Origin of the sequence: Denitratisoma sp. DHT3, from assembly GCF_007833355.1 — a bacterium.
Taxonomy (GTDB): domain Bacteria; phylum Pseudomonadota; class Gammaproteobacteria; order Burkholderiales; family Rhodocyclaceae; genus Denitratisoma.
Genome location: NZ_CP020914.1, coordinates 1,770,413 through 1,792,690 on the forward strand (window position 1 = coordinate 1,770,413; position 22,278 = coordinate 1,792,690).

The following is a 22,278-nucleotide window of genomic DNA, read 5'->3' on the forward strand; positions in this document are numbered from 1 at the left end:
TGTGATTCCGATCAGCGCCGCAGTTCGGCGCCACAATGCCGTTCCGCCGTCAGCACCAGGGCCGCGACGATTTTTTCAACTTCCAGATCTTCAAGCGTCCGTTGAGTATCTTGCATAACTATCCGGAACGCAAGGCTTTTCCTGTCTTCGGCGACCCCCTTGCCTTGATACACATCGAATAGCTGGATGTCCCGAACCAGGGGATTCGCCTCCGTCCGCAGAGCTTCGAGCAGCCCCTGCCACGATTGATGCTGATCGACGATCAGCGCCAGATCGCGAACGACGGCGGGATAACGCGACACTTCGGCATAGGCCGGCAACGGCTGCGCAAGCAGATCGTCGAGTTCCAGTTCGAACACCACCGGTGCGGTTCCCAATTCGTATTTCTGCACCCAGCTGGGATGGATCTCGCCCAGGATGCCGACCTGACGGTCCTCGAGGCAGACGGCTGCCGCTCGTCCTGGATGCAATGCCGGATGGAGAATCCTTTCAAAGCGCAAGGCGCGGCCCGGATACAGGGATTCCACGTCGGCCTTCAGGTCGAAGAAATCGACCGGCCGTGCCGCCACGCCCCACTGTTCCACCAATGCCGAGCCGGAGGCCAGCGCCGCCAGCCGCAGCGGCTGGCGGAAACCGGAGACCGGCGCCCCGCCGGCGTCGCGCATGAAACAGCGCCCCAGTTCGAACACCCTGACTCGCGGTTGCTGGCGCTTCAAGTTGGTGGCAAGCACATTGATCAGGCTGCCGATCAGACTGCTGCGCATCACGCTCATCTGGCTGGCGATCGGATTGGCCAGGGCGATCGGCGCTTGATTGGCGCAGAAATCGGCCTCCCAGGCAGCTTCGACGAAACTGAAGTTGACCGTTTCCTGATATCCGCGCGCGGCCAGCAGGCGACGCAGTTGCATCGGCGTGCGGCGATCCTCCGGCAACGGCATCATGGTCACCAACCCGGTGGGCGGATACGCCGGAATGTTGTCGTATCCATGCAGCCGGGCCAACTCCTCGATCAGATCCTCCTCGATCGTCATGTCGAAACGATGCGGAGGCGGCGTAACGAGAAACTCGTCACCCTGCTGCTGGAAATCGAACCCGAGCCCGCCGAGCAGTTGTGCGATCTGCGGTGCGCTGAACGGCACGCCCAGCACCTTGCTGGCACGGGCGGCCCGCAGGCGCACCGGCCGGCACTCGGGCAAGTGGCTGACGTCGACGGCTTCGACGACGGGTCCGGCTTGCCCGCAGCAGATCTCGATGATCAGTTGCGAGGCCCGCTCCAGTGCGCGGCGCTGCAACTGGGAATCGACGCCCCGCTCGAAGCGGAAGGAAGAGTCGGAAGAAAACCCCAGCGCCCGCGCCTTGCCGGCGATCGCATCAGGCGCGAAAAAGGCGGATTCGAGGAAGATGTCTCGGGTCGCTGCGGTCACGCCGGAAAGTTCGCCGCCCATGATGCCGCCCAGCGCCAGCGCGGCAGCCTGGTCGGCGATCAGCACGGCATCGGCGGGCGGCGTGATGGTCTGGCCGTTCAGTAGTTGCAGCTGCTCTCCCGCGGCCGGCAGGCGCACGCGAATCGCCCCTTCCAGCTTGGCGTCGTCGAAAGCGTGCAGGGGCTGCCCCAGTTCCAGCATCACGTAATTGGTGACATCGACGACCGCCGAGATGGAGCGGATCCCGCAGCGCTCCAGGCGCTGCCGCATCCAGTCCGGCGTCGGAGCCGCGGCGTTCACGCCGCGCACCAGTCGTCCGCAATAGCGCGGACAGGCGGCAGGTGCCTCGATGATCACTTCGCGCACGGCATCGATGGCGGGACTGACCGTGACTTCGTCCGGTGCGTACAGCGGCGCCCCGGTGAGGGCGGCGACCTCGCGGGCAATACCCAACAGGGAAAGACAGTCCGCCCGGTTGGGGGTCAGCTTCAAGGTGATCAGTTGATCATCCAACGTCAGGTACTTGCGGATGCTGGTCCCGACGGGTGCATCCTGCGGCAGCACCAGCAATCCGGAGGCATCTTCGGCGATTCCGAGTTCCTTGGCCGAGCAGAGCATCCCGCTGCTTTCGATACCGCGCACCTTGGCTTTCCTGATCTCGATGCCGGGCAGGCGCGCGCCGACCAGGGCGCAAGGCACCACCAGACCAGGCGCCGCATTGGGCGCGCCGCAGACGATGCGCAGCACGCCGTGCTCGCCCGTATCCACCTGGCACACCTGCAACCGGTCGGCATCCGGATGCTTCTCGCAGGAAACGATGCGGGCCACCACCACATGGTCGAAAGCCGGTGCCACCGGGTGCATTTCCTCGACTTCGAGACCGGCCATGGTCAGGGTGTGCGCCAGTTGCTCGCTGTCGAGCGGGGGATTGCAGAGGCTGCGCAGCCAGGATTCCGAGAATTGCATGATCAGTTGAACTGGTTGAGAAAGCGCAGATCGCCTTCGAAGAACAAACGTAAATCATTGATGCCGTAACGCAGCATCGTCAGCCGGTCCGGCCCCATGCCGAACGCAAAACCGGTATAGCGCTCCGGATCGATGCCGCCGAATCGCAGCACATTGGGATGAACCATGCCGCAGCCGGCGATCTCCAGCCAGCGCCCTTCCAGCGGGCCGCTCATGAAGGCGACGTCGATCTCGGCCGAGGGCTCGGTGAAGGGAAAGAAGGAGGGACGGAAGCGCACCTTGAGGTCGTCGCTCTCGAAAAAGCGGCGCAGGAAATCGGCCACCACGCCCTTCAGATCGGCGAAGCTCACATCCTCGCCCACCCAGAGACCTTCCACTTGATGGAACATCGGCGAATGGGTGGCGTCCGAATCGACGCGATAGACGCGCCCGGGGCAGATCACCCGAATCTCGGGCATCGTATCCAGGTGCTTGTACTTTTCCACATGCGCCAGCATGGTACGGATCTGCACGGGACTGGTGTGGGTGCGCAGCAATACATCGGTCTCCACCCGGCCGGCGCCGTCCTGCAGGTAGAAGGTGTCGTGCATCGAGCGGGCGGGGTGCTTCTCCGGGGTATTGAGGGCGGTGAAGTTGTGCCAGTCGCTCTCGATCTCGGGCCCTTCGGCCACGTCGAAACCGATCGAGCGGAACAGATGCTCGACCCGCTCCAGGGTGCGGATCACCGGATGCAGGCCACCAGGCGCCTGACCACGGCCGGGCAGGGTCACATCCAGGGCCTCGGCAGCCAGCTGCAGTTGCAGCGCGGCTTCGCGCAAGGCGTCGCGACGGGCCGTCAGCGCGGCTTCCACCCGATCCTTGGCGACATTGATGGCGGCGCCCGCGCTCTTGCGCTCTTCGGCCGGCAGTTTGCCCAGACCCTTGAGCAGAGCCGTCAACGATCCATCCTTGCCCAGGTAGCGCGCCTTGGCTTCCTCAAGCCGGGCCGGCTCGTTCGCCTGGGAGAAATCGGCCACCGCGGCGGCGACCAGTTGTTCCAGATTGTCCATGGGTTCCCGCAATCAAAAAAGAAGGGAGGCACTCGGCCTCCCTCTTCTTCGCAACGATTACGCTTATGCGCCGAGTTGGGCCTTGGCCTGATTCGCCAGGGCGGCAAACGCCGGCTTGTCGAACACGGCCAGATCGGCGAGCACCTTGCGGTCCACCTCGATCTTGGCCTTCCTCAGTCCGTTCATCAGGGTACTGTACTTCAGGCCCAGTTCCCGTGCGCCGGCGTTGATCCGGACGATCCACAGGGCGCGGAACTGACGCTTGCGCTGACGACGGTCGCGGTAGGCATACTGCCCCGCCTTCATCACCGCTTCCTTGGCGATCCGGTAAACCGTGCTGCGGCGACCGCGATACCCCTTGGCCTGGGCCAGGATCTTCTTGTGGCGCGCGCGCGCCGTTACACCACGCTTGACTCGTGACATGACGATTTCTCCTTAGGCGTAGGGCATCATGGCGCGGACCAGCTTCACGTCGGAAGCGTGAACTTCCGTCATTCCGCGCAGCTGGCGCTTGGCCTTGGTGGTTTTCTTGGTCAGGATGTGGCGCTTGAACGCCTGCGAGCGCTTGACGCTGCCGCTGGCGCGGATTTTGAACCGCTTGGCTGCGCCGCTCTTGGTTTTCATCTTCGGCATCGAAGATCTCCTTTTGACACGGTACCAGGTGTCCCCCACCTCGGAGGCGCTTGATGACCTGCAACCGCTTGTACTCCCTACCGCCCGAACAAAGGGCGACAGGGAAATCCTGTGACTACTTGGCCTGCTTCTTGTGGGGCGCCAGCACCATGATCAGCTGACGGCCTTCCATCTTGGGGAACTGCTCAACCACCCCAATCGCATCGATATCGGCCTTGATCCGCTCCAGCATCCGCATGCCGATTTCCTGGTGCGCCATTTCGCGCCCCCGGAAGCGCAAGGTAATTTTCGCCTTGTCGCCTTCCTGCAGAAATTTCGTCACGTTGCGCAGCTTGATCTGGTAGTCGTTCTCGTCGGTCCCTGGACGAAACTTCACTTCCTTGACCTGAACCTGCTTCTGCTTCAGCTTGGCCTCATGGGCACGCTTGGATTCCTGGTACTTGAACTTCCCGAAATCCATGATCCGGCATACCGGTGGCTGGGCCAGGGGAGCAATCTCCACCAGATCCAACTCCGCCTCGTCGGCCATTGCCAGTGCCTGACGAATAGGGACGATACCAAGCTGCTCACCGCCATCCCCAACCAGACGCACTTCGGGGGCAGTGATTTCATCGTTGACGCGTTGCGTCTTATCCTGGGCGATGGTTCAGATCTCCAAAAATTTTAAAAATCAAGCCGCTACGCCCGGCTGCATTTTTCCTGCAGCAGGCGCTCCACCAAAGCTTCGGGAGACATTTGCCCGAGATCCTGGTTGCCCCGGGCGCGGACGGCGACCAACTCCGCAGCCTTCTCCTTGTCGCCGACGACGACGAGATAAGGCCGCTTCAACATGCTGTGCTCGCGGATTTTATAGTTAATCTTCTCGCTGCGCAAATCGCACTCGACCCGCAGCCCTGCTTCGCGCAGCTTTTCCGCAACACTCCGCGCATAATCCGCCTGACCTTCGGAGATGCTCATCACCACCGCCTGAACGGGCGACAGCCAGAACGGCAGCGCTCCCGCATGGTTTTCGATCAGGATGCCGATGAAGCGTTCGAGCGAACCGAGAATGGCCCGATGCAGCATGACCGGCGTGTGACGGGCGTTGTCTTCGCCGACGTATTCAGAACCGAGGCGGCCCGGCATCGAGAAATCGACCTGCATGGTGCCGCATTGCCAGGAGCGGCCGATGGCATCCTTGATGTGGAACTCGATCTTCGGACCATAGAAGGCCCCCTCGCCCGGCAATTCGACCCACTCCAGCCCCGAGGCGCGCAGGCCGCTGCGCAGCGCCTCCTCGGCCTTGTCCCAGACCTCGTCGGAACCGACGCGGCTTTCCGGCCGCAGCGCGATCTTCACCGCCACCTCGGTGAAACCGAAGTCGCGATAGACCTTGAGTACGAGCCGGTTGAAAGCGATCACTTCGGCCTCGATCTGATCCTCGGTGCAGAAGACATGGCCGTCATCCTGGGTGAAGCCGCGCACGCGCATCACGCCATGAAGCGCGCCCGAAGGCTCGTTGCGGTGGCAGGAGCCGAATTCGCCGTAGCGCAGCGGCAGGTCGCGATAGGAGCGCAGACCGGCATTGAATATCTGCACGTGGCCCGGACAGTTCATCGGTTTCACCGCATAGTCGCGATTCTCCGAGGCCGTCGTAAACATGTTGTCCTTGTAATGCTCCCAGTGACCGGACTTCTCCCACAGGGTACGGTCGAGGATCTGCGGGCAGCGCACCTCCTGGTAGCCATTGTCGCGATAGACCGCGCGCATGTACTGCTCGATCTCCTGCCAGACCGTCCAGCCGTGGGGGTGCCAGAACACCAATCCCGGCGCCTCTTCCTGCATGTGGAACAGATCGAGCTGCTTGCCGAGCCGGCGATGGTCGCGCTTCTCGGCTTCTTCGAGCATGTGGAGATAGGCGTCGAGCTCCTGCTTTGACGCCCAGGCCGTGCCGTAGATGCGCTGCAACTGTTCGTTCTTCGAGTCGCCACGCCAGTAGGCGCCCGCGACCTTCATCAGCTTGAATGCCTTGAGTTTGCCGGTGGACGGCACATGGGGGCCACGACAGAGATCGACGAAATCCCCCTCCCGGTACAGGGACACCTCCTCGCCGACGGGGATCGCCTCGATCAACTCCGCCTTGTAATACTCGCCCAGCGACTGGAAAAACTCGATCGCCTTTTCCCGAGGCATGACTTCCCGCGAAACCGGAATGTCACGTTTGGCCAGTTCCGCCATGTGGCGCTCGATCCTCTCCAGATCCTCCGGCGTAAATGGACGCTTGTAGGCGAAATCGTAGTAGAAGCCGTTTTCGATCACCGGCCCGATGGTCACCTGAGCGTCAGGGAAGAGTTCCTTCACCGCATAAGCCAGCAGGTGGGCGGTGGAGTGGCGGATCACCTCCAGGCCTTCGGCATCCTTGTCGGTCACAATGGCCAACTGCGCATCGGCCTCGATCAAACGGGAAGTATCCACCAACCGCCCATCGAGCCGCCCAGCCAGAGCCGCCTTGGCAAGGCCCGTTCCGATGGAGGCGGCCACGGCAGCCACGGTCACCGGACCAGAAAAATTACGCTGAGAACCATCAGGAAGGGTGATCACCGGCATGTTTGCCACTCCAGAAACACCAACAGGGCGCGATGCGCCCTGTTGCAGGGAATCCAATCAAATAACAAGCAACCCGATACCGCTCGTTGCTCAGCGACCGACTACCCGTCGGGGGAGGAAAATTTTATCACAGGCTAACCACCCACCGTCCAGGCGCCATGATGGCGTGCAGCGACACTCGCCGCTAGTCGGTCGCTTGCAGCGACTCCTGCGTCCTGATTTCGTGATTCAGCCACAGCAGCACACCGAAGACCACCATCGCCCCGCCCTGATGAGCGGTCCCCAAGGCGACTGGCACCGCCAGCAGCAAGGTCGTGATCCCCAAGGTGATCTGCGCCGCCAGGACGGCCAAAAGCAGGTGGCCGACCCGCTTGGCGCGGGATGAGGCGGCCGACTGCTGCAACCGCCACCAGAACCAAGGCAGAAGGAAGGCCAGTAGCCAAGCCCCCAGGCGATGATCGAACTGAACCGTCGCAATATTGTTGAAGAAATTCAGATACCAAGGATCAATCAACCACATATCGGGCGGCACCACATATTCCCCCATCAGGGGAAAGGTGTTGTAGGCCTTGCCGGCGTGGATCCCGGCCACAAAACCGCCGGTCGCCACCATATAGAACACCAGCAACTGCAACCAGGCACCGGCACGCCGCAAACCGTTCAGCGATGAGCTCCCCGGGGCAACTTGGCGCGGCCGGATGAGGTCGAGGGCCACCCAGACCATTGAGGTAAAAATCAAGAAAGCCAGGGAGAGATGCGCCGTGAGGCGATACTGACTGACCCGGGGATCGTCCACCAGGCCGCTTTTGACCATGTACCAGCCCATGGCCCCCTGGAGCCCCCCCAGAACGAAAATGCCGGCCAGTTTCCAGCCCAAAGGCCGGGCAATCCCCCCTTTCATCAAGAACCACAGAAAGGGAAACAGAAAGACCATGCCAATGGTGCGCCCCAGCACCCGATGCCAATACTCCCACCAGAAAATTCCCTTGAACTCATCAAGGTTCATCTGGTGATTGACCTGCTTGAACTCCGGGGTCTGCTTGTATTTATCGAACGTCGCTTCCCACTGCGCCTGATCAAGCGGAGGTAGCGTCCCCACCAGCGGCTGCCATTCGACGATGGAAAGACCCGAATGGGTCAGTCGTGTTGCACCGCCCACAATCACGGTGAGAAAAACCATTGCGGCGCACAAAAAAAGCCAAACAGCAATCTGACGACGGACGGTATGACTCATGGGAGCGTAGCTAAAGGATGTCGGGTCGATTATAACGATCCCAAGACTCCTAACTTTTTGGATACTCGAGTACGATAGGAAAACTTAATCTACATCAAGTTACTCCCCCAGCACAAACGCGTAGCATCCCCGGCGCAGGTTCCGCTGCGTCATGTTGCCACATGATGACCACCTAATTGCCGGACGAGGAAAACCCTGACGTCGACTAGGTTTTCATCCTGAAACATGGCACGCACTTCCACCTTCAACCGACGGAGGGCCGAAATGGCTGAAACCGACAACAACGAAGAACCCATCCCGGTGATGCAACAGATACTCGACAATCCATTCCTGTTGCTGTTCCTTGGCATCACAGTACCCACAGTGCTCTACATCCTGTGGGGAGTCATGGAAGTCGCAACCATACCCGTTGTCAAATGACGGGCGCACACAACTAGGGAGTCCACAATGAGCGCAATTCTGCCCCCAGCGCAACGGATCTGGTGGAAACAGCCAATCGACAAGATCGAATGGACCTGGATTCTGATTGCACTGACGTGGTCGTTGTTTATGTTCGGGATGATGGTGTACTGGCATATCAACGGCAAACAGAACCTTTCCACCGAGGTCTACAAGACGACACGGGAGATGTATGCCGCAAAGGCCGAGAAAATGGTCAGCGAATATCAGATTCGCACCGAGACTGAGCAAAACATCCCGGTCGTCAAGGTTCCCGAAGGTGGTGACGCCTACCTGATCGCCCGTCTCTGGCAATGGTGGCCCATTCTCGAGTTGGAAAAGGGCAAGACTTATCGCCTGCATCTCTCCGCGATGGACTATCAACACGGCTTCTCGCTGCAACCGGTGAACATCAACATCCAGGTATTGCCGGGGTATGACCACGTAGTGAAGATCACTCCGAACAAGGAGGGCGTGTATTCCATCGTCTGTAACGAGTACTGCGGCATCGGGCACCACACGATGCTTGGCCGTATTTATGTGAAATAGGGAGCGAGAAAATATGGCTACCACTTACCGGATCTGCCCCCGCACCGGGTTGCAGTTCGACACCAAGGCCGAGAAGCTCATGCGCTGGAACGCCGTGGCCGGCGTTCTGGCGCTGCTGGTCGGCGGCATCACCGCATTGCTGGTGATCCTCACCCGCTGGCCTGCGGTCAAACTGCTGCCGGCGGATCAGTTCTACATGATCCTGACCGCCCACGGCGTCGACATGCTGATCGTCTGGATCATTTTCTTCGAGGTCGCGGTGCTCTACTTCGCCTCGTCAACCTTGCTACGCTGTCGACTTGCGACACCAACATTGGGTTGGGTCGCATTCTGGCTGATGGTGGTGGGTGCGATCGTCGCCAACGTCGCCATCTTCGGCGGCGAATCCAGCGTGATGATGACCTCCTACGCACCGATGCAGGCCAAGCCCCATTTCTACCTGGGTCTGATCCTGTTCGCCGTCGGCGCCCTGGTCAGCTGCTTCATCTTCCTGGGTACCCTGGTCGTGGCCAAGGCCGAGAAGACCTATGACGGCTCGATTCCGCTGGTCACCTTCGGCGCCCTGACCGCCTGCATCATCGCCATCTTCACCATCGCTTCCGGCGCCATCATCCTGATCCCGACCTTCCTCTGGTCCGTCGGCTACATCAAGGAAATCGATCCCCAGATGTATCGGATTCTCTGGTGGGGCATGGGCCACAGCTCGCAGCAGATCAACGTCTCCGCCCACGTGGCGATCTGGTACCTGATCGCGGCCGTGGTATTCGGCGCCAAGCCCCTGTCGGAAAAGGTGAGCCGTTCCGCCTACTTCCTCTACATCCTGTTCCTGCAACTGGCCTCCGCCCACCACCTGCTGTCCGATCCGGGCCTGGGCAGCGAATGGAAAGTGCTGAACACCTCCTACTTCATGTACTTCGCGGTGATGGCTTCCATGATCCACGGCTTCACCGTGCCGGGCGCCATCGAAGCCGCCCAGCGCAAGAAGGGCTTCACCAAGGGCATGTTCGAATGGCTGCGCAAGGCGCCCTGGGGCAACCCGGTCTTCTCCGGCATGTTCATCTCCCTGGTGGTGTTCGGCTTCATCGGCGGCATCTCCGGCGTGGTGCTGGGGACCGAGCAGATCAACATGCTGATGCACAACACCTTCTACGTGCCGGGCCACTTCCACTCCACCGTGGCGGGCGGTACCACCCTGGCCTTCATGGCCCTGACCTACCTCCTGGTTCCCGTGTTGTTCAAGCGTGAAATCATCATGCCGGGTGCCGCCAAGATTCAACCCTACCTGTTCGGTATCGGCATGGCGGCCACCTCCCTGGTCATGATGGGTGCCGGCACCCTGGGCGTCTCCCGGCGGCACTGGGACATGGCCTTCTCCGGCGCGCCGTTCCAGTATGAGTGGCCGGGTTCCGCCTACCTGATGATGGGTCTGACCGGCGTCTTCGGCCTGATCACCGTCATCGGCGGCGCCCTGTGGATCCTGATCGTGGTCGGCTCCCTGCTGTTCGGCAAGAAGCTGGAGGAAGGCACCGTCAGCGCCAAGCGCACGCCCTTTGCGCCCGATACCGTCGCCAGCAGCGTCTCCTCCACGGGCAACGCCGATCATGTGGCAGTGCCCGGTACCATGGCTCTGGCCGGCCTGCTTCTGACGGCCTTCGTCCTCTACTACTTTGTCAACTGGAAGTACTTGTCCGAGGTCTGGCAACTCGGTTAATAATGGAGTCCTCGCGACCCGACCCCCGGGTCGCGAGGCTTTCAAAGTCCATGTCGGAAATGCACACTACAACTTCCCAATCCGCGACCGCTTACCAGACGATGCGTAGCGTGCTTGGCGTCTTCAAGCCACGTATCGGATTGGTCATCGCTATCACCGCTCTCGCCGGGATGGCTGTCAGTTCAGGCCCCAGCCTGAGTGCTGGACAAACTGTCGTACTTTTTTTGGCCGTGCTGCTCTCCTCCGCCAGCGCCGGCGCTTTCAATCAATATTACGAATACGATATCGATCCGCTGATGCGGCGCACCAAGAGTCGCGTCTTTGCCAGCGGCTCGATGCGGCGCGGCCCCAAATGGCTGCTGGCCATCGGCGGACTGCTCGCCCTCTCCGTGGCGGCAGCCGGCTGGATGCTGAACGCCTGGGTGGCTCTCTACGTATTTCTCGGTGCGTTCTTCTACGCCGTGGTTTACACCGTCTGGCTCAAGCGCCGGACGTGGCTCAACATCGTGATTGGCGGCCTGGCCGGCAGTTGGGCGGTGCTGGCCGGCGCGGCGGCGGTCAACCCCGACCTGGGTGCCGTACCCCTGGCCCTGGCCTTCATCCTGTTCCTGTGGACCCCGCCCCATTTCTGGAGCCTGGCCATCGCCTGCAAGGATGATTACGCCGCCGCCCAGATCCCCATGCTGCCTGTCGTGGTCGGCGAATCGCGGGCCGCGCGCATGGTGTTCGAGGCCGCATTGATGCTGGTCGCCGCATCCTTTCTGCCGGCCCTGCTGGGACTCGGCATGCTGTATTTGGCCGCTGCGGCGCTGGGTGGAGGCTGGTTTGTCCATAAGGCCTGGAAACTGGCCAAGGCCCCCAGCCGGACGACCGCCATGTCGTGTTTTTTTGCTTCCCTGATTCAATTGTCGCTGCTGCTGGCCGCCACAATGATCGAAGCTTGGCTGTAGTCGGTTGGTGCATGGGAATGTGGGCTGCATGGTGTGGTGTCTTGGTGGCTCTCGCGCTGTCCCCGATCGGCGCGGTCGCTGACGCAACCAAGGCGACCGCCCAACCCATCAATTCCGTCACCAACATCACGCTGACCACCCTCGACCGGGAGGCGGCCCTGGCAAAATCCCAGGCCGCCGTGGGGCGTTCGCTGCCCCCCGTGGTTCTGCGCGACCGTACCGGTCAGGCACTCGACCTGCCCAGCCTGCGCGGCAAGCCGTTGCTGGTCAATTTCATCTACACCGGCTGCTTCGAGGTCTGTCCCACCATCACCCGCAATCTGCAAAAAGCGGTGGAGGGCACGGTGAATACGCTGGGAGCGGATCGCTTCACCATCGTCAGCATCGGCTTCAACCAGCCGTTCGACTCACCGCAGGCCATGAACTCCTACGCCCTGCAGCAAGGCGTGCGCTTGCCCAACTGGCTGTTCCTCAGCCCCGAAACCAAGGATGTCGAATCCCTCACCGCCGCCTTCGGTTTCAGCTATGTGCAAAACCCTGCCGGCTTCGACCATCTGAACCAGGTCACCCTGCTGGACAGCGAAGGCCGCATCGTCCGTCAGATCTACGGCGAAAACTTCACCACCAACATGCTGGTGGAGCCCCTGAAGTCACTGGTGATCGGCAACGCCCTGCCGGCGGAGCGCAGCACGGTCGCCGAATTGGTGGATCGGGTGCGCATTCTCTGCTCCGTATATGATCCCAAGAGCGGCCAATACCGCATCGACTACACTTTGTTCATGGAAATCGGCGGGTTCCTGACCTTCCTGGTCGGACTGGGTTACGCGTTCTGGCGTGAACGGCGGCGCAAGCCGGCGCTCTGAGCCATGGCGATCGCGAACCTCACCCGGCATGCCTGGCAGCGGGTGGAATGCCTGTTCGACGCCGTTTTTCCGCTTGCCGACAACCCCTTGCGACAACTGGGCGCCCTGGCCCTGTTCCTGTTCTGGATCGTCGCCGGCACGGGTATCTACCTCTACATCGTACTTGACACCGGCATCGACGGAGTGCATCGATCCATCGACATCATGAGCCGGCAGCAGTGGTATTGGGGCGGACTGATTCGCAGCCTTCATCGCTACGCGTCCGACGGCTTTGTCGTGATCATGATGCTGCATCTGCTGCGCGAATGGATCATGGGCCACTTTCACGGTCATCGCCTGTACACCTGGCTCACCGGCATCCCGCTGCTGTGGTTGGCCTATGCCTCCGGCCTGGTGGGTGGCTGGCTGGTCTGGGATCAGCGGGGCCAGTACTCGGCCGTTGCCACGGCTGAACTGCTGGATGTCCTGCCCATCTTCGCCGACCCGATGGCCCGCAATTTCATTACGCCGCAGATGATGAACGATCGCTTCTTCTCCCTGCTGGTTTTCATGCACATCGGCCTCCCGCTGTTGTTGCTGCTGGCCATCTGGGCTCACGTCCACCGCATCAGCAACGTGGTGCACCTGCCCAGGCGACACCTGGCCCTGGGATTGAGCGGCGCGCTCATCCTGCTCGCGTTGTTGTTTCCCGTGGTCAGCGGCGCCCCGGCCAATCTGGCCCAGGAGCCGGTACAAATCGGACTGGACTGGTTCTTCCTGCTGCTGCACCCGGCCACCGAACTCAGTTCCGCCTGGGCGGTTTGGGCCACGCTGTTCGGCCTCACCCTGTTGTTCGGCCTCTTCCCCGCGTTGCCTTTCCGCCGCCCGGCGCCGGCGGTGGTGGTTCCCAAGGAATGCAGCGGCTGCGGTCTGTGTTACGCCGACTGTCCCTACGGGGCGATCCAGATGGTGCCCATTTCCGGCAAGCGGCGCGACCTGCTCGCCCAGGTCGACGCAGACCTGTGCGCCAGTTGCGGAATCTGCGTCGGCGCCTGTCCCTCCTCCACGCCTTTCCGCCGCACGCCCGAACTGGTCAGCGGCATCGAACTGCCCAGGCTTTCCATCGCCCATCTGCGTGGCCAGGTGGATGCGGCCCTGGCGCGGCTGCACGCGCCACAAAGCCTGATCGTGTTCGGCTGCGAACACAGTGCCGATGCCCAGCGCCTGGCCGACGCGGATACGGCCATCGTGTCCCTGCCCTGCATCGGCATGCTGCCCCCGGCCCTGATCGAATACGCGCTCCGGCGCCGCTCGACGGGCGTGGTGGTGTGTGGCTGCCGCTCCTGCGAATTCCGGCTGGGTACGCGCTGGACCGCCGAGCGACTGGCCCAGCAGCGGGAACCCCATCTGCGCATCGCCCAGGAAACAGCGCAATTGCGCATCCTCTGGCTAGAGCCTCCCCAACAACAACAACTCGCCACCGCAGTGGCGGACTTCCGCCAGCACTTGGCAGCCACGGCCGGCTCCCGGCCTTCACCCACCCCATCCAGGAACGAGGCTATGCAATGAAACCCATCGCCATCATCGGGCAAACCATTCTCTATGGCGCGTTTGCGGCGTTCATCGGTTATTTCGCCACCGCCCCCCGTTATCAACACCTGCCGCCGGACAAGGCCGTGGTCAAACTTTCCATCAGCCATCTGGGCGGACGGGAATGCCGCAAGCGCACCCCCGAGGAACTTGCCAAGCTGCCGCAGAACATGCGTGCTCCGCTGGACTGCCCCCGGGAGCGCTCACCCATCGCGCTGGAACTGGACATGGACGGCCAGTCCCTGTTCAAAGGGCAGATGCAGCCCACCGGCGTCGCCAAGGACGGCATCGCCACCATCTATCGTCGCTTCGAGGTTCCCGCCGGTGAGCACACCCTGGCCGTGCGCCTGAACGACAACCTGCGCCAAAGCGGGTTCCCCTACAGCAAGGAAGCGCAAGTCACCCTGAAACCGGCGCAAATACTGGTCGTCGACTTCAATCCCGACAGGGGTGGGTTGTTCTTCCAATAAGCCATCGCCAGGACATTCTTATCATGGTCAAGCTACTGCAATCCATATTGCGCTGGTTCTTCATGCGCGCCGAAAACCTGTTCAATCTGGCCTTCGGCGAAAAACTCAACCCCTTCTACCACCTCGGCACCATCACCTTCTGGCAATTCTGGCTGTTGGTGGCGAGCGGCCTCTATCTTTACATTTTCTCCGAAACCGGCGTCCACGACGCCTACAACTCGGTCGAGGCCATCACCCACCATCAATGGTGGGCCGGCGGCATCCTGCGCAGCATCCACCGCTACGCCACCGACGGCATGCTTCTCACCATGGCGCTGCATCTGACGCGCCATTTCGCCTACGATCGCTACCGCGGCTTCCGCTGGTTCTCCTGGGTCTCCGGCGTGGTGCTGATCTGGCTGGTGTACATCTCCGGAATCAACGGCTTCATGCTGGTCTGGGACAAACTGGCCCAGTTCGTCGTCGTCGCCGTCGCGGAATGGTTCGATGCGCTGCCCATCTTCAACGGTACGCTGATCCGCAACTTCATCTATGAAGGTGCGGTCAACAGCCGGCTGTTCACCCTGATCGCCTTCATCCATATCGGCGCGCCGCTGATCGTCGGCTTCATCATGTGGATCCACGTCCAGCGGGTGCCGCGCGCCCACATCAATCCGCCGCGCCCGGTGGCGCTCGCCATCACCTTGATGTTCCTGGTGCTGGCGCTGGTCAAGCCCGTATTCAGCCAGGGCGGCGAGGCCAATCTGGGCGTCGTGCCCAACAACCTGGAATACGACTGGTTCCAGTTGCCGGCACTGGCCCTGATCTATAGCTGGGGACCGCTCAAGGTCTGGCTGCTGCTGTGGGCCATCACCGCCATCATGTTCCTCACCCCCTGGCTCCCCCCCAAGCGGCGCGGCAGCCGCCAGGCCGAGATGACCGTCACCGTGCATCCGGACGACAAGAGCGTCACCGCCCGCTTCGGCGAGACATTGCTGGATGCCGGCTTGCGCCAGGACATCGACCTGCCGTTCGATTGCCGCAACGGCGGTTGCGGCGTCTGCAAATGCACCGTGCTGAACGGCGAAGTGGACCCCGGCCTGTATCAACCCAACGCACTGAGCGCGGAAGAGCGGGCCCAGGGCAAGGTCCTGATGTGCTGCGCCACCGCCCTGAGCGACGTGGAGATCGAGTATGCCGCCAGCACCAGACGCAACGCGCCGGTGCGCACCTTCACGGTCCGCGTCGCCCAGATGCAGTTGCTGGCTGCCGACGTGATGCAGCTCAAGCTCGCGCTGCCGGAAGGGGAGACGCTCCCGTTCAAGGCCGGCCAGTACCTCAACATGCTGCTGGAGGACGGCGAGCGGCGCTCCTTCTCCTTCGCCAGCCAGCCCGGCCAGTCCGACCTGATCGAACTGCACATCCGTCTGGTGCCGGGCGGCCGCTTCACGCCACGGGTGTTCGAGAGCATGAAGGTCGGCGATGAACTGCGGATCGAGGGCCCGCTGGGCGATTTCGTGCTGCGCGAATCGGAGCGCCCGATCGTTTTCGTAGCCGGCGCCACCGGCTTCGCCCCGGTCAAGAGCATGGTCGAGGATGCCTTCACGCGCGGCTTGAAGCGCCCAATCCACCTCTACTGGGGCGTGCGTCGTCCGCAGGACCTCTACATGGGACAGCTTGCCGAACAATGGGCGCGGGAACACGACAACTTCAAGTTCATCCCGGTGCTCTCCGACCCGCAGCCTGAAGACGCCTGGAGCGGGCGCACCGGCCTGGTCCATACCGCGATCCTGCATGACTTCCCCAGTCTCCAGGGGCATGAGATCTATGCCTGCGGTTCGGTCCGGATGGTCGAGGCGGTATTCCCGCACTTCAAGTCCCAGGGCGCCGAGGATGGCATGTGCTTCTCCGATGCCTTCACCTTCGCCGCCAGTTCCATGGCCCTGCAACCGCCCGCGGAACCCAAGGATCCGTAAGGCGCCGAGCCCCCCAAAGCGCGCCCTGCCGGGCGCACCAACGAAAAAGGCCGTGTTCCGAAAGGACACGGCCTTTTCATGACACCGGATTCGGGTCAGTCGACGGCGAACATGTGCTTTACGCGCAGGGTGCCGCCCTCGACGACCAGTGCCGCGAGGCGGTCGATATTGGGGTGCTTGCCCGGGTTGGCCTGGGCATCGACGGTGTGCTCGGCATAGATTTCCAGGCCCTTCCGGGCCGCATCGGGCGTGATCGCGCCGAAGGTCTGGGCCAGGTGGTTGTACACCGCGAGCGAGCCGGCCTGGCCGGGCTTGTTCTCGATGACCGCCACTTCGTTGCCATCCGCGTCGAGCAGACGAATGGCCGCCAGATGGGAAACCTTGGGCAGCTGCTTGAGATTTTCTGCAAATGCCATGCTCATATCCCCTTGGCGAGCGCCACGGCCTTGCCGATGTAGTTGGCCGGCGTCATCGCCAGGAGGCGCAGCTTCTCGGCCTCCGGAATCGCCAGGGTACGGATGAAGGCGTGCAGGCCCTCGCGGTCGATGCCCTTGCCGCGGGTCAGTTCCTTCAGCTGCTCGTAGGGATTCTCCACGCCGTAGCGCCGCATCACGGTCTGCACCGGCTCGGCCAGCACCTCCCAACAGGCGTCCAGATCGGCTGCCAGTTGCTCGGGGTTGGCTTCCAGCTTGGAGATGCCGCGCAGACAGGAATCGTAGGCCAGCACCGTATAGCCGAAACCCACTCCCATGTTGCGTAGCACGGTGGAGTCGGTCAGGTCCCGTTGCAGGCGGGAGATCGGCAGCTTCTCCGCCAGGTGGCGCAACACGGCGTTGGCCAGGCCCAGGTTGCCCTCGGCATTCTCGAAATCGATCGGATTGACCTTGTGCGGCATGGTGGAGGAGCCGATCTCGCCGGCCTTGAGCTTCTGCTTGAAGTAGCCCAGGGAGATGTACTGCCAGATGTCGCGGTTGGCGTCGATGAGAATGGTGTTGGCCCGGGCGATGGCGTCGTAGAGTTCAGCCATCGCGTCGTGGGGCTCGATCTGGATGGTGTAGGGGTTGAACTCCAGGCCGAAGGACTCGATGAAGCGGCGGTTGAAGCCCTCCCAGTCGAAGTCGGGATAGGCCGAGAGGTGGGCGTTGTAGTTGCCGACGGCGCCGTTGAACTTGGCGGTCAGGCTGACCTCGGCGATGCGGGCGCGGGCCTTGATCAGGCGCGCTGCGATGTTGGCCATCTCCTTGCCCAGGGTGGTGGGGCTGGCGGGCTGGCCGTGGGTGCGGGACAGCATCGGCAGCTCGGCCAGATCGTGGGCCAGGCCGCGCAAGCGGACGATGAGAGCGTCCAGGCTGGGCAGCAGGTTCTGCGCGCGGCCGTCCTTCAGCATCAGGGCATGGGACAGGTTGTTGATGTCCTCCGAGGTGCAGCCGAAGTGGATGAACTCGGTGACCCGCATCACTTCCGCGTTGTTCGCCAGGCGCTCCTTGAGCCAGTATTCCATGGCCTTCACGTCGTGGTTGGTGCGCTTCTCGATCGCCTTGATCGCCTCGCCGTCACCGACCGAAAAGCCGGACACGATCAGATCCAGCTCGGCGATGGTGATCTCCGAGAACGCCTGCACTTCCGCCAGTTCCGGCGCGGCGGCCAGGGCCTTGAGCCACTCCACCTCCACCCGCACCCGGTTCCGGATCAGGCCGAATTCCGAAAAATGGGCACGCAAGGGTTCGAGCTTGTCGGCATAACGGCCGTCGAGGGGGGAAAGGGCGGTCAGGGTCAGCATGGCAGGGGAAAAAGAAAGCAAAGGAGAGATTCCGAACAGCCGCAATTTTATCATGCGGCCCCGCCAAGCCCGGCCGGGCGCGGTTCGGGGCCGATGCTATACTCCGATCCATATATTTTCCCCGCAGCACGCCCCATGAAGCTCATCGGTTCACTGACCAGCCCCTACGTCCGCAAGGCCCGCATCGTCCTGGCCGAGAAGAAAATCGAATACGACTTCGTGATCGAATCGCCGAGCTCCCCGAGCAGTACCGTCGCCGACTTCAACCCCCTGGCCCGCATTCCGGTGCTGATCCTGGACGACGAAACGCCGGTGTTCGATTCGCCGGTGATCGTCGAATACCTGGACAACTCCGCCCCCAACAACAAGCTGATGCCCCAGCCCAATCGCGAGCGGATGGAAGTGAAACGCTGGGAAGCCGTTGCCGACGGCGTACTCGACGCCGCCGTGGAAAACCGTCACGCCTCGCTGCTCGACCCGTCCCTGCAGAACCGGGCCAACGTCGCCCGCAACGAGGCCGTGATCCTGCGCAGCCTGGATTTCATCGCCCGGGAACTGAGCGACAAGTCATGGTGCATGGGCACCCATTTCGGCATGGCCGACGTCGCCGTCGGCTGCGCCCTGGGCTACCTGGACTTCCGCTTCCCGCAGATCGACTGGCGCGCCAGCCACCCCGTCCTGCACAAGCTGTTCGACAAGCTGATGCAGCGCCCCTCGTTCCAGGAAACCGTGCCGCTGGCGACCTGAGCCGCCGCGCTTCCTCGACGCGGCGTACTCACAACCGCAACCTCGCGCCCGCCTCGCCGCGGGCGTTTTCATTTCCTGGCCGCGCTACTGGATGATGCCGCCGCCGAGGCAGACCCGTGATTCGTAGAGCACCACGCTCTGCCCCGGCGTCACCGCCCATTGCGGCGCGGCGAAGTCGATCTCGCAACTGTCGGCATCCACGCGCTCCACCTCACACGGCGCGTCGGGCTGGCGATAGCGGGTCTTGGCGGTATATACCCAGTGGGTGTGCGGCGCGCGGCCCGACACCCAGCTCAGGTTGGCGGCGGTGAGGCGGTCGCGCAGCAGGGCCGGGTGGTCGTGGCCCTGCACCACGTAGAGCACGTTCTTCTCCATGTCCTTGGCCGCGACGTACCAGGGCAGTTCCGGCGCGCCCTTGACGCCGCCGATGCCCAGGCCGTCGCGCTGCCCCAGGGTGTGGTACATCAGGCCCTCGTGGCGGCCCATCACCTGGCCACTGTCGAGATTGCGGATCTCGCCCGGCTGGCGCGGCAGATAGCGCTGCAGGAATTCGCGGAAGTCGCGCTCGCCGATGAAACAGATGCCGGTGGAGTCCTTCTTGGCGTGGTTGGCGAGCCCCGCCGCGGCGGCGATCTTGCGCACCTCGCGCTTATAGACCTGGGCCAGGGGGAACAGGGTCTTCGACAGCTGCGCCTGGTTCAGGCGGTGCAGGAAATAGCTCTGGTCCTTGGTGCCGTCCTCGGCTTTCAGCAGCTGGAACTCGCCGAGGAACTCGCGCACCCCGGCATAGTGGCCGGTGGCGATCTTCTCCGCGCCCAGTTGCAGAGCGTGGTCGAGGAAGGCCCTGAACTTGATCTCGGCGTTGCACAGCACGTCCGGATTCGGCGTGCGCCCGGCCTGGTATTCGCGCAGGAACTCGGCGAACACCCGCTCCTTGTACTCGGCGGAGAAATTCACCACCTCCAGGTCGATGCCGATCACGTCGGCCGCGGCGACCGCGTCGATCAGATCCTGGCGCGAGGAGCAGTACTCCTCGTCGTCATCGTCCTCCCAGTTCTTCATGAACAGGCCGACCACCTTCCAGCCGGCGCGCTTCAGCAGCAGTGCCGCCACCGAGGAATCGACGCCGCCGGACATGCCGACGACCACCGTCCTGCCCGCGCCCGGCTCGATGCCGGCCGCTGCGTTCAGTTCATTGTTTGCTTCAGACATCGGGTCCTCCCCCGTCCATCCATTCATCCAGCGGCAGGATCACCGCCGGCTTGCCGTTATCCACGAACCAGCTGTCCACCGCGTAGCGCCGGGCACCCTCGCCCGACTCCGCGATGGCGGCCGAATAGTGCTCGAAAATCATGCCACGGGTGCGCAGCACCCGGGCGATCACATGATGGAAATGCAGCCCGCCCCGATTCGCCAGCATCGTCAGGAGGCGGGTCGTGGTCAACGAGTGGTCGATGCAGTCCATGGAACCGCGCCGGCCCTCGTCGGCGTAGTTGCCGCCCCGGTCGGCATGGATCGGCGTCTGCTGCCCGGCCCAGCCGTAGAGCTGCCCCACCGCCTCGGCCAGCAGCCGCCGCTCATCCACTCCGTCATGGGCCGTGCCGAGCCGCGCCAGCAGCGGGTCCAACTGGCTGTCGGCGAACAGCGCCGGCGCCTGATGGGCGCAGCCGTAACCGTAGCAGACCATCACCTGCTCGTCGGCGCGGGCGCCGCCCAAAAGCGCCAGCAGGAGCAGCCCCAGCCAGCGATGCATCAGTCGTAATGCCGGATCAGATCCAGGGGAAAGCGCCGTCCCGCCAGGTAGTCCTGCACGCATTGCAGGATCAGCGGGCTGCGGTGCCGCTCCCGGCTGGCTTCGATCTCCGCCGGCGTCATCCATACGGCGCGCAGGATGCCGGTGTCGAGCGCGCGCGCCGGGTCATGCTCGCCCAGCGAGCCTGAAAAAGCAAAACGCAAGTAGGTAACGTCCCCCTGGGGCCGCGGCCACTGATAGACCCCCACCAGGGCCGTCGGCGTAAAGGTCCAGGCGGTTTCCTCCAGGGCTTCGCGGGCGCAGGCGGCCGCCAGCGACTCGCCCGGCTCCAGGTGTCCGGCGGGCTGATTGAAGCGCCGGCCCTGCTCGGTTTCCTCTTCCACCAACAGAAAACGGCCGTCCCGTTCGATCAGGGCGGCCACCGTGACATTGGGTTTCCAGATCGTGCTCATGGACGGATTTTACTGCGCCCCACGCAATTGCCGGACAAAGGCGAGCACATCCTCGGCGAACAGCACCGGCTGCTCCATGGCGGCGAAGTGTCCGCCCACCGGATGGTCGGTCCAGCGCCGGATCGGGAAACAGGCTTCGTAGTCGGGCCGGCTCAGCATCACCAGTTCCCGGGGAAAATGGGCGACGGCGACGGGTTTGATCAGAGGTCCCGCCGGCTCGCCGTCCTGGCTGGGCGTCGTGTAGATCCAGGTGGAGGTACCGATGGTGTCGGTGACCAGATAGATCATCAGGTGGGTGACGAGTTGTTCCCGGGTATAGACCAACCACAGATCGCCGTCCTTGAGGTCGGACCAGGCATGGAATTTTTCCAGGATCCAGGCCGCCGTTCCCAGGGGGCTGTCCTGCAGGCCGTAGGCGAGGGTCAGCGGGCGGGTGGACTGGATCGACTGGTAGCCGCCGTGGCTGGCCGCGAAACGCTGGAACTGCGCCATGGACTTTTGCAACAGCGACGACAAGGATGCACCGCCGAGGGCGCCCCAGCCGGCAATGAAGTTGGTGTGCACCGCCGCGCAGCCTTTTCCTTCGCTGCCGAGCCAGAATGCCACCATCGAGCCCCAGTCGCCACCCTGGGCGAGGTAATCCGCATAGCCCAGGCCCTCGATCATCAGCCGATCGAACCAGCGGGCGATGGTCCTGGGGCTCACGGGGGCGGACGGCTTGCCAGAGAAACCGTAGCCGGGCAGTGAGGGAATCACCAGAGTCACACCGTCCTCGGCATCGCCGCCGAAGCGTTCGGGCCGGGTCAACCGTTCGATCACCGGCAGGAACTCGTTGAAGCCGCCCGGCCAGCCGTGGATCAGCAGCACGGGTTTGGGGTTCGCACCGGAGCCGCACACATGCAGGAAATGGATGGCCTGCCCATCGACCTCCGCCACGAACTGGGGCCAGCGGTTGAGGTCCGCCTCGGCGCGGCGCCAATCGTAGTCGCGCAGCCAGTAGGCGACCAGATCCCGCAGCACGACGGGCAGAGTGCCCAGGGCCCAGGGCGGTGCCTGGGGCTCGTCGGGCCAACGGGCATCGGCGAGACGTCCGCGCAGATAATCCAGGCGGGGTTGGGGAACATCGATTCGGAAAGGCCGGATGTCCAT

General features: G+C 63.0%; 22 protein-coding genes. 9 read left to right on the forward strand and 13 right to left on the reverse strand.

Annotation, left to right across the window (positions count from 1 at the left end):
- Nucleotides 1–11: 11 nt before the first annotated feature.
- The 7 genes from pheT to B9N43_RS08190 form a co-directional block, all read right to left on the reverse strand.
- A complete protein-coding gene (pheT, locus tag B9N43_RS08160; protein WP_145841777.1) occupies nucleotides 12–2,390 on the reverse strand; it encodes a phenylalanine--tRNA ligase subunit beta in 2,379 nt (792 codons plus the stop codon).
- 2 nt (nucleotides 2,391–2,392) lie between these two features.
- Nucleotides 2,393–3,439 (reverse strand): phenylalanine--tRNA ligase subunit alpha, encoded by a 1,047-nt coding sequence (gene pheS, locus B9N43_RS08165; protein ID WP_145841778.1) that lies wholly within the window; start codon nucleotides 3,437–3,439, stop codon nucleotides 2,393–2,395.
- 63 nt (nucleotides 3,440–3,502) lie between these two features.
- Nucleotides 3,503–3,862 carry a 50S ribosomal protein L20 gene (gene rplT, locus B9N43_RS08170; RefSeq protein WP_145841779.1) on the reverse strand — a complete coding sequence of 120 codons (360 nt, stop codon included), beginning with the start codon at nucleotides 3,860–3,862 and terminating at the stop codon, nucleotides 3,503–3,505.
- A 12-nt stretch (nucleotides 3,863–3,874) separates the two neighbouring features.
- Nucleotides 3,875–4,072 (reverse strand): 50S ribosomal protein L35, encoded by a 198-nt coding sequence (gene rpmI, locus B9N43_RS08175; RefSeq protein ID WP_145841780.1) that lies wholly within the window; start codon nucleotides 4,070–4,072, stop codon nucleotides 3,875–3,877.
- Between the two features lie 115 nt (nucleotides 4,073–4,187).
- Nucleotides 4,188–4,715, reverse strand: coding sequence for a translation initiation factor IF-3 (gene infC, locus B9N43_RS08180; protein WP_145841781.1), 528 nt, complete (start codon nucleotides 4,713–4,715; stop codon nucleotides 4,188–4,190).
- Between the two features lie 35 nt (nucleotides 4,716–4,750).
- A complete protein-coding gene (gene thrS / locus B9N43_RS08185) occupies nucleotides 4,751–6,658 on the reverse strand; it encodes a threonine--tRNA ligase (RefSeq protein WP_145841782.1) in 1,908 nt (635 codons plus the stop codon).
- A gap of 184 nt (nucleotides 6,659–6,842) precedes the next feature.
- Nucleotides 6,843–7,892, reverse strand: coding sequence for a COX15/CtaA family protein (locus B9N43_RS08190; RefSeq protein WP_145841783.1), 1,050 nt, complete (start codon nucleotides 7,890–7,892; stop codon nucleotides 6,843–6,845).
- 264 nt (nucleotides 7,893–8,156) lie between these two features.
- On the opposite strand from B9N43_RS08190, the gene B9N43_RS17175 reads away from it, so the two are divergent.
- Genes B9N43_RS17175 through B9N43_RS08225 form a run of 8 tightly spaced genes read left to right on the forward strand, consistent with a single transcriptional unit; the run spans nucleotide 8,157 to nucleotide 16,397 of the window.
- On the forward strand, nucleotides 8,157–8,312 hold the full coding sequence (locus tag B9N43_RS17175; RefSeq protein WP_186454035.1) for a hypothetical protein: 156 nt from the start codon (nucleotides 8,157–8,159) through the stop codon (nucleotides 8,310–8,312).
- A gap of 27 nt (nucleotides 8,313–8,339) precedes the next feature.
- Nucleotides 8,340–8,879, forward strand: coding sequence for a cytochrome C oxidase subunit II (locus B9N43_RS08195; protein WP_145841784.1), 540 nt, complete (start codon nucleotides 8,340–8,342; stop codon nucleotides 8,877–8,879).
- A gap of 13 nt (nucleotides 8,880–8,892) precedes the next feature.
- Complete coding sequence (locus B9N43_RS08200) at nucleotides 8,893–10,590, forward strand: cbb3-type cytochrome c oxidase subunit I (RefSeq protein ID WP_145841785.1); 1,698 nt, start codon at nucleotides 8,893–8,895, stop codon at nucleotides 10,588–10,590.
- 50 nt (nucleotides 10,591–10,640) lie between these two features.
- Nucleotides 10,641–11,540, forward strand: a complete 900-nt coding sequence (gene cyoE, locus B9N43_RS08205; RefSeq protein ID WP_222428840.1) for a heme o synthase — start codon at nucleotides 10,641–10,643, stop codon at nucleotides 11,538–11,540.
- A gap of 44 nt (nucleotides 11,541–11,584) precedes the next feature.
- Nucleotides 11,585–12,403: an SCO family protein gene (locus tag B9N43_RS08210; RefSeq protein ID WP_222428841.1), complete on the forward strand. Its 819-nt coding sequence runs from the start codon at nucleotides 11,585–11,587 to the stop codon at nucleotides 12,401–12,403.
- A gap of 3 nt (nucleotides 12,404–12,406) precedes the next feature.
- A complete protein-coding gene (locus tag B9N43_RS08215) occupies nucleotides 12,407–13,951 on the forward strand; it encodes a cytochrome b N-terminal domain-containing protein (protein ID WP_145841786.1) in 1,545 nt (514 codons plus the stop codon).
- Complete coding sequence (locus B9N43_RS08220; protein ID WP_145841787.1) at nucleotides 13,948–14,442, forward strand: hypothetical protein; 495 nt, start codon at nucleotides 13,948–13,950, stop codon at nucleotides 14,440–14,442. The genes B9N43_RS08215 and B9N43_RS08220 overlap by 4 nt, the downstream gene beginning before the upstream one ends.
- Nucleotides 14,443–14,465: 23 nt before the next feature.
- Nucleotides 14,466–16,397 (forward strand): 2Fe-2S iron-sulfur cluster-binding protein, encoded by a 1,932-nt coding sequence (locus B9N43_RS08225; protein WP_145841788.1) that lies wholly within the window; start codon nucleotides 14,466–14,468, stop codon nucleotides 16,395–16,397.
- A gap of 95 nt (nucleotides 16,398–16,492) precedes the next feature.
- On the opposite strand, the gene B9N43_RS08230 is transcribed toward B9N43_RS08225, so the two are convergent.
- Nucleotides 16,493–16,813 (reverse strand): DUF2322 family protein, encoded by a 321-nt coding sequence (locus tag B9N43_RS08230; RefSeq protein ID WP_145841789.1) that lies wholly within the window; start codon nucleotides 16,811–16,813, stop codon nucleotides 16,493–16,495.
- 2 nt (nucleotides 16,814–16,815) lie between these two features.
- On the reverse strand, nucleotides 16,816–18,177 hold the full coding sequence (gene purB / locus B9N43_RS08235; RefSeq protein WP_145843500.1) for an adenylosuccinate lyase: 1,362 nt from the start codon (nucleotides 18,175–18,177) through the stop codon (nucleotides 16,816–16,818).
- Between the two features lie 135 nt (nucleotides 18,178–18,312).
- Between purB and B9N43_RS08240 the strand changes: the two genes are divergently transcribed.
- Nucleotides 18,313–18,924: a glutathione S-transferase N-terminal domain-containing protein gene (locus B9N43_RS08240; RefSeq protein WP_145841790.1), complete on the forward strand. Its 612-nt coding sequence runs from the start codon at nucleotides 18,313–18,315 to the stop codon at nucleotides 18,922–18,924.
- Between the two features lie 84 nt (nucleotides 18,925–19,008).
- On the opposite strand, the gene mnmA is transcribed toward B9N43_RS08240, so the two are convergent.
- From mnmA to B9N43_RS08260, 4 genes are read right to left on the reverse strand one after another with little or no spacing between them, the layout of a single operon-like run.
- Nucleotides 19,009–20,136, reverse strand: coding sequence for a tRNA 2-thiouridine(34) synthase MnmA (gene mnmA / locus B9N43_RS08245; RefSeq protein WP_145841791.1), 1,128 nt, complete (start codon nucleotides 20,134–20,136; stop codon nucleotides 19,009–19,011).
- Nucleotides 20,129–20,677 carry a hypothetical protein gene (locus tag B9N43_RS08250; protein ID WP_145841792.1) on the reverse strand — a complete coding sequence of 183 codons (549 nt, stop codon included), beginning with the start codon at nucleotides 20,675–20,677 and terminating at the stop codon, nucleotides 20,129–20,131. Before B9N43_RS08250 ends, mnmA begins: the two co-directional genes overlap by 8 nt.
- Nucleotides 20,677–21,129, reverse strand: coding sequence for an NUDIX hydrolase (locus B9N43_RS08255; RefSeq protein WP_145841793.1), 453 nt, complete (start codon nucleotides 21,127–21,129; stop codon nucleotides 20,677–20,679). The genes B9N43_RS08250 and B9N43_RS08255 overlap by 1 nt, the downstream gene beginning before the upstream one ends.
- A 9-nt stretch (nucleotides 21,130–21,138) precedes the next feature.
- A complete protein-coding gene (locus B9N43_RS08260; RefSeq protein ID WP_145841794.1) occupies nucleotides 21,139–22,278 on the reverse strand; it encodes an epoxide hydrolase family protein in 1,140 nt (379 codons plus the stop codon).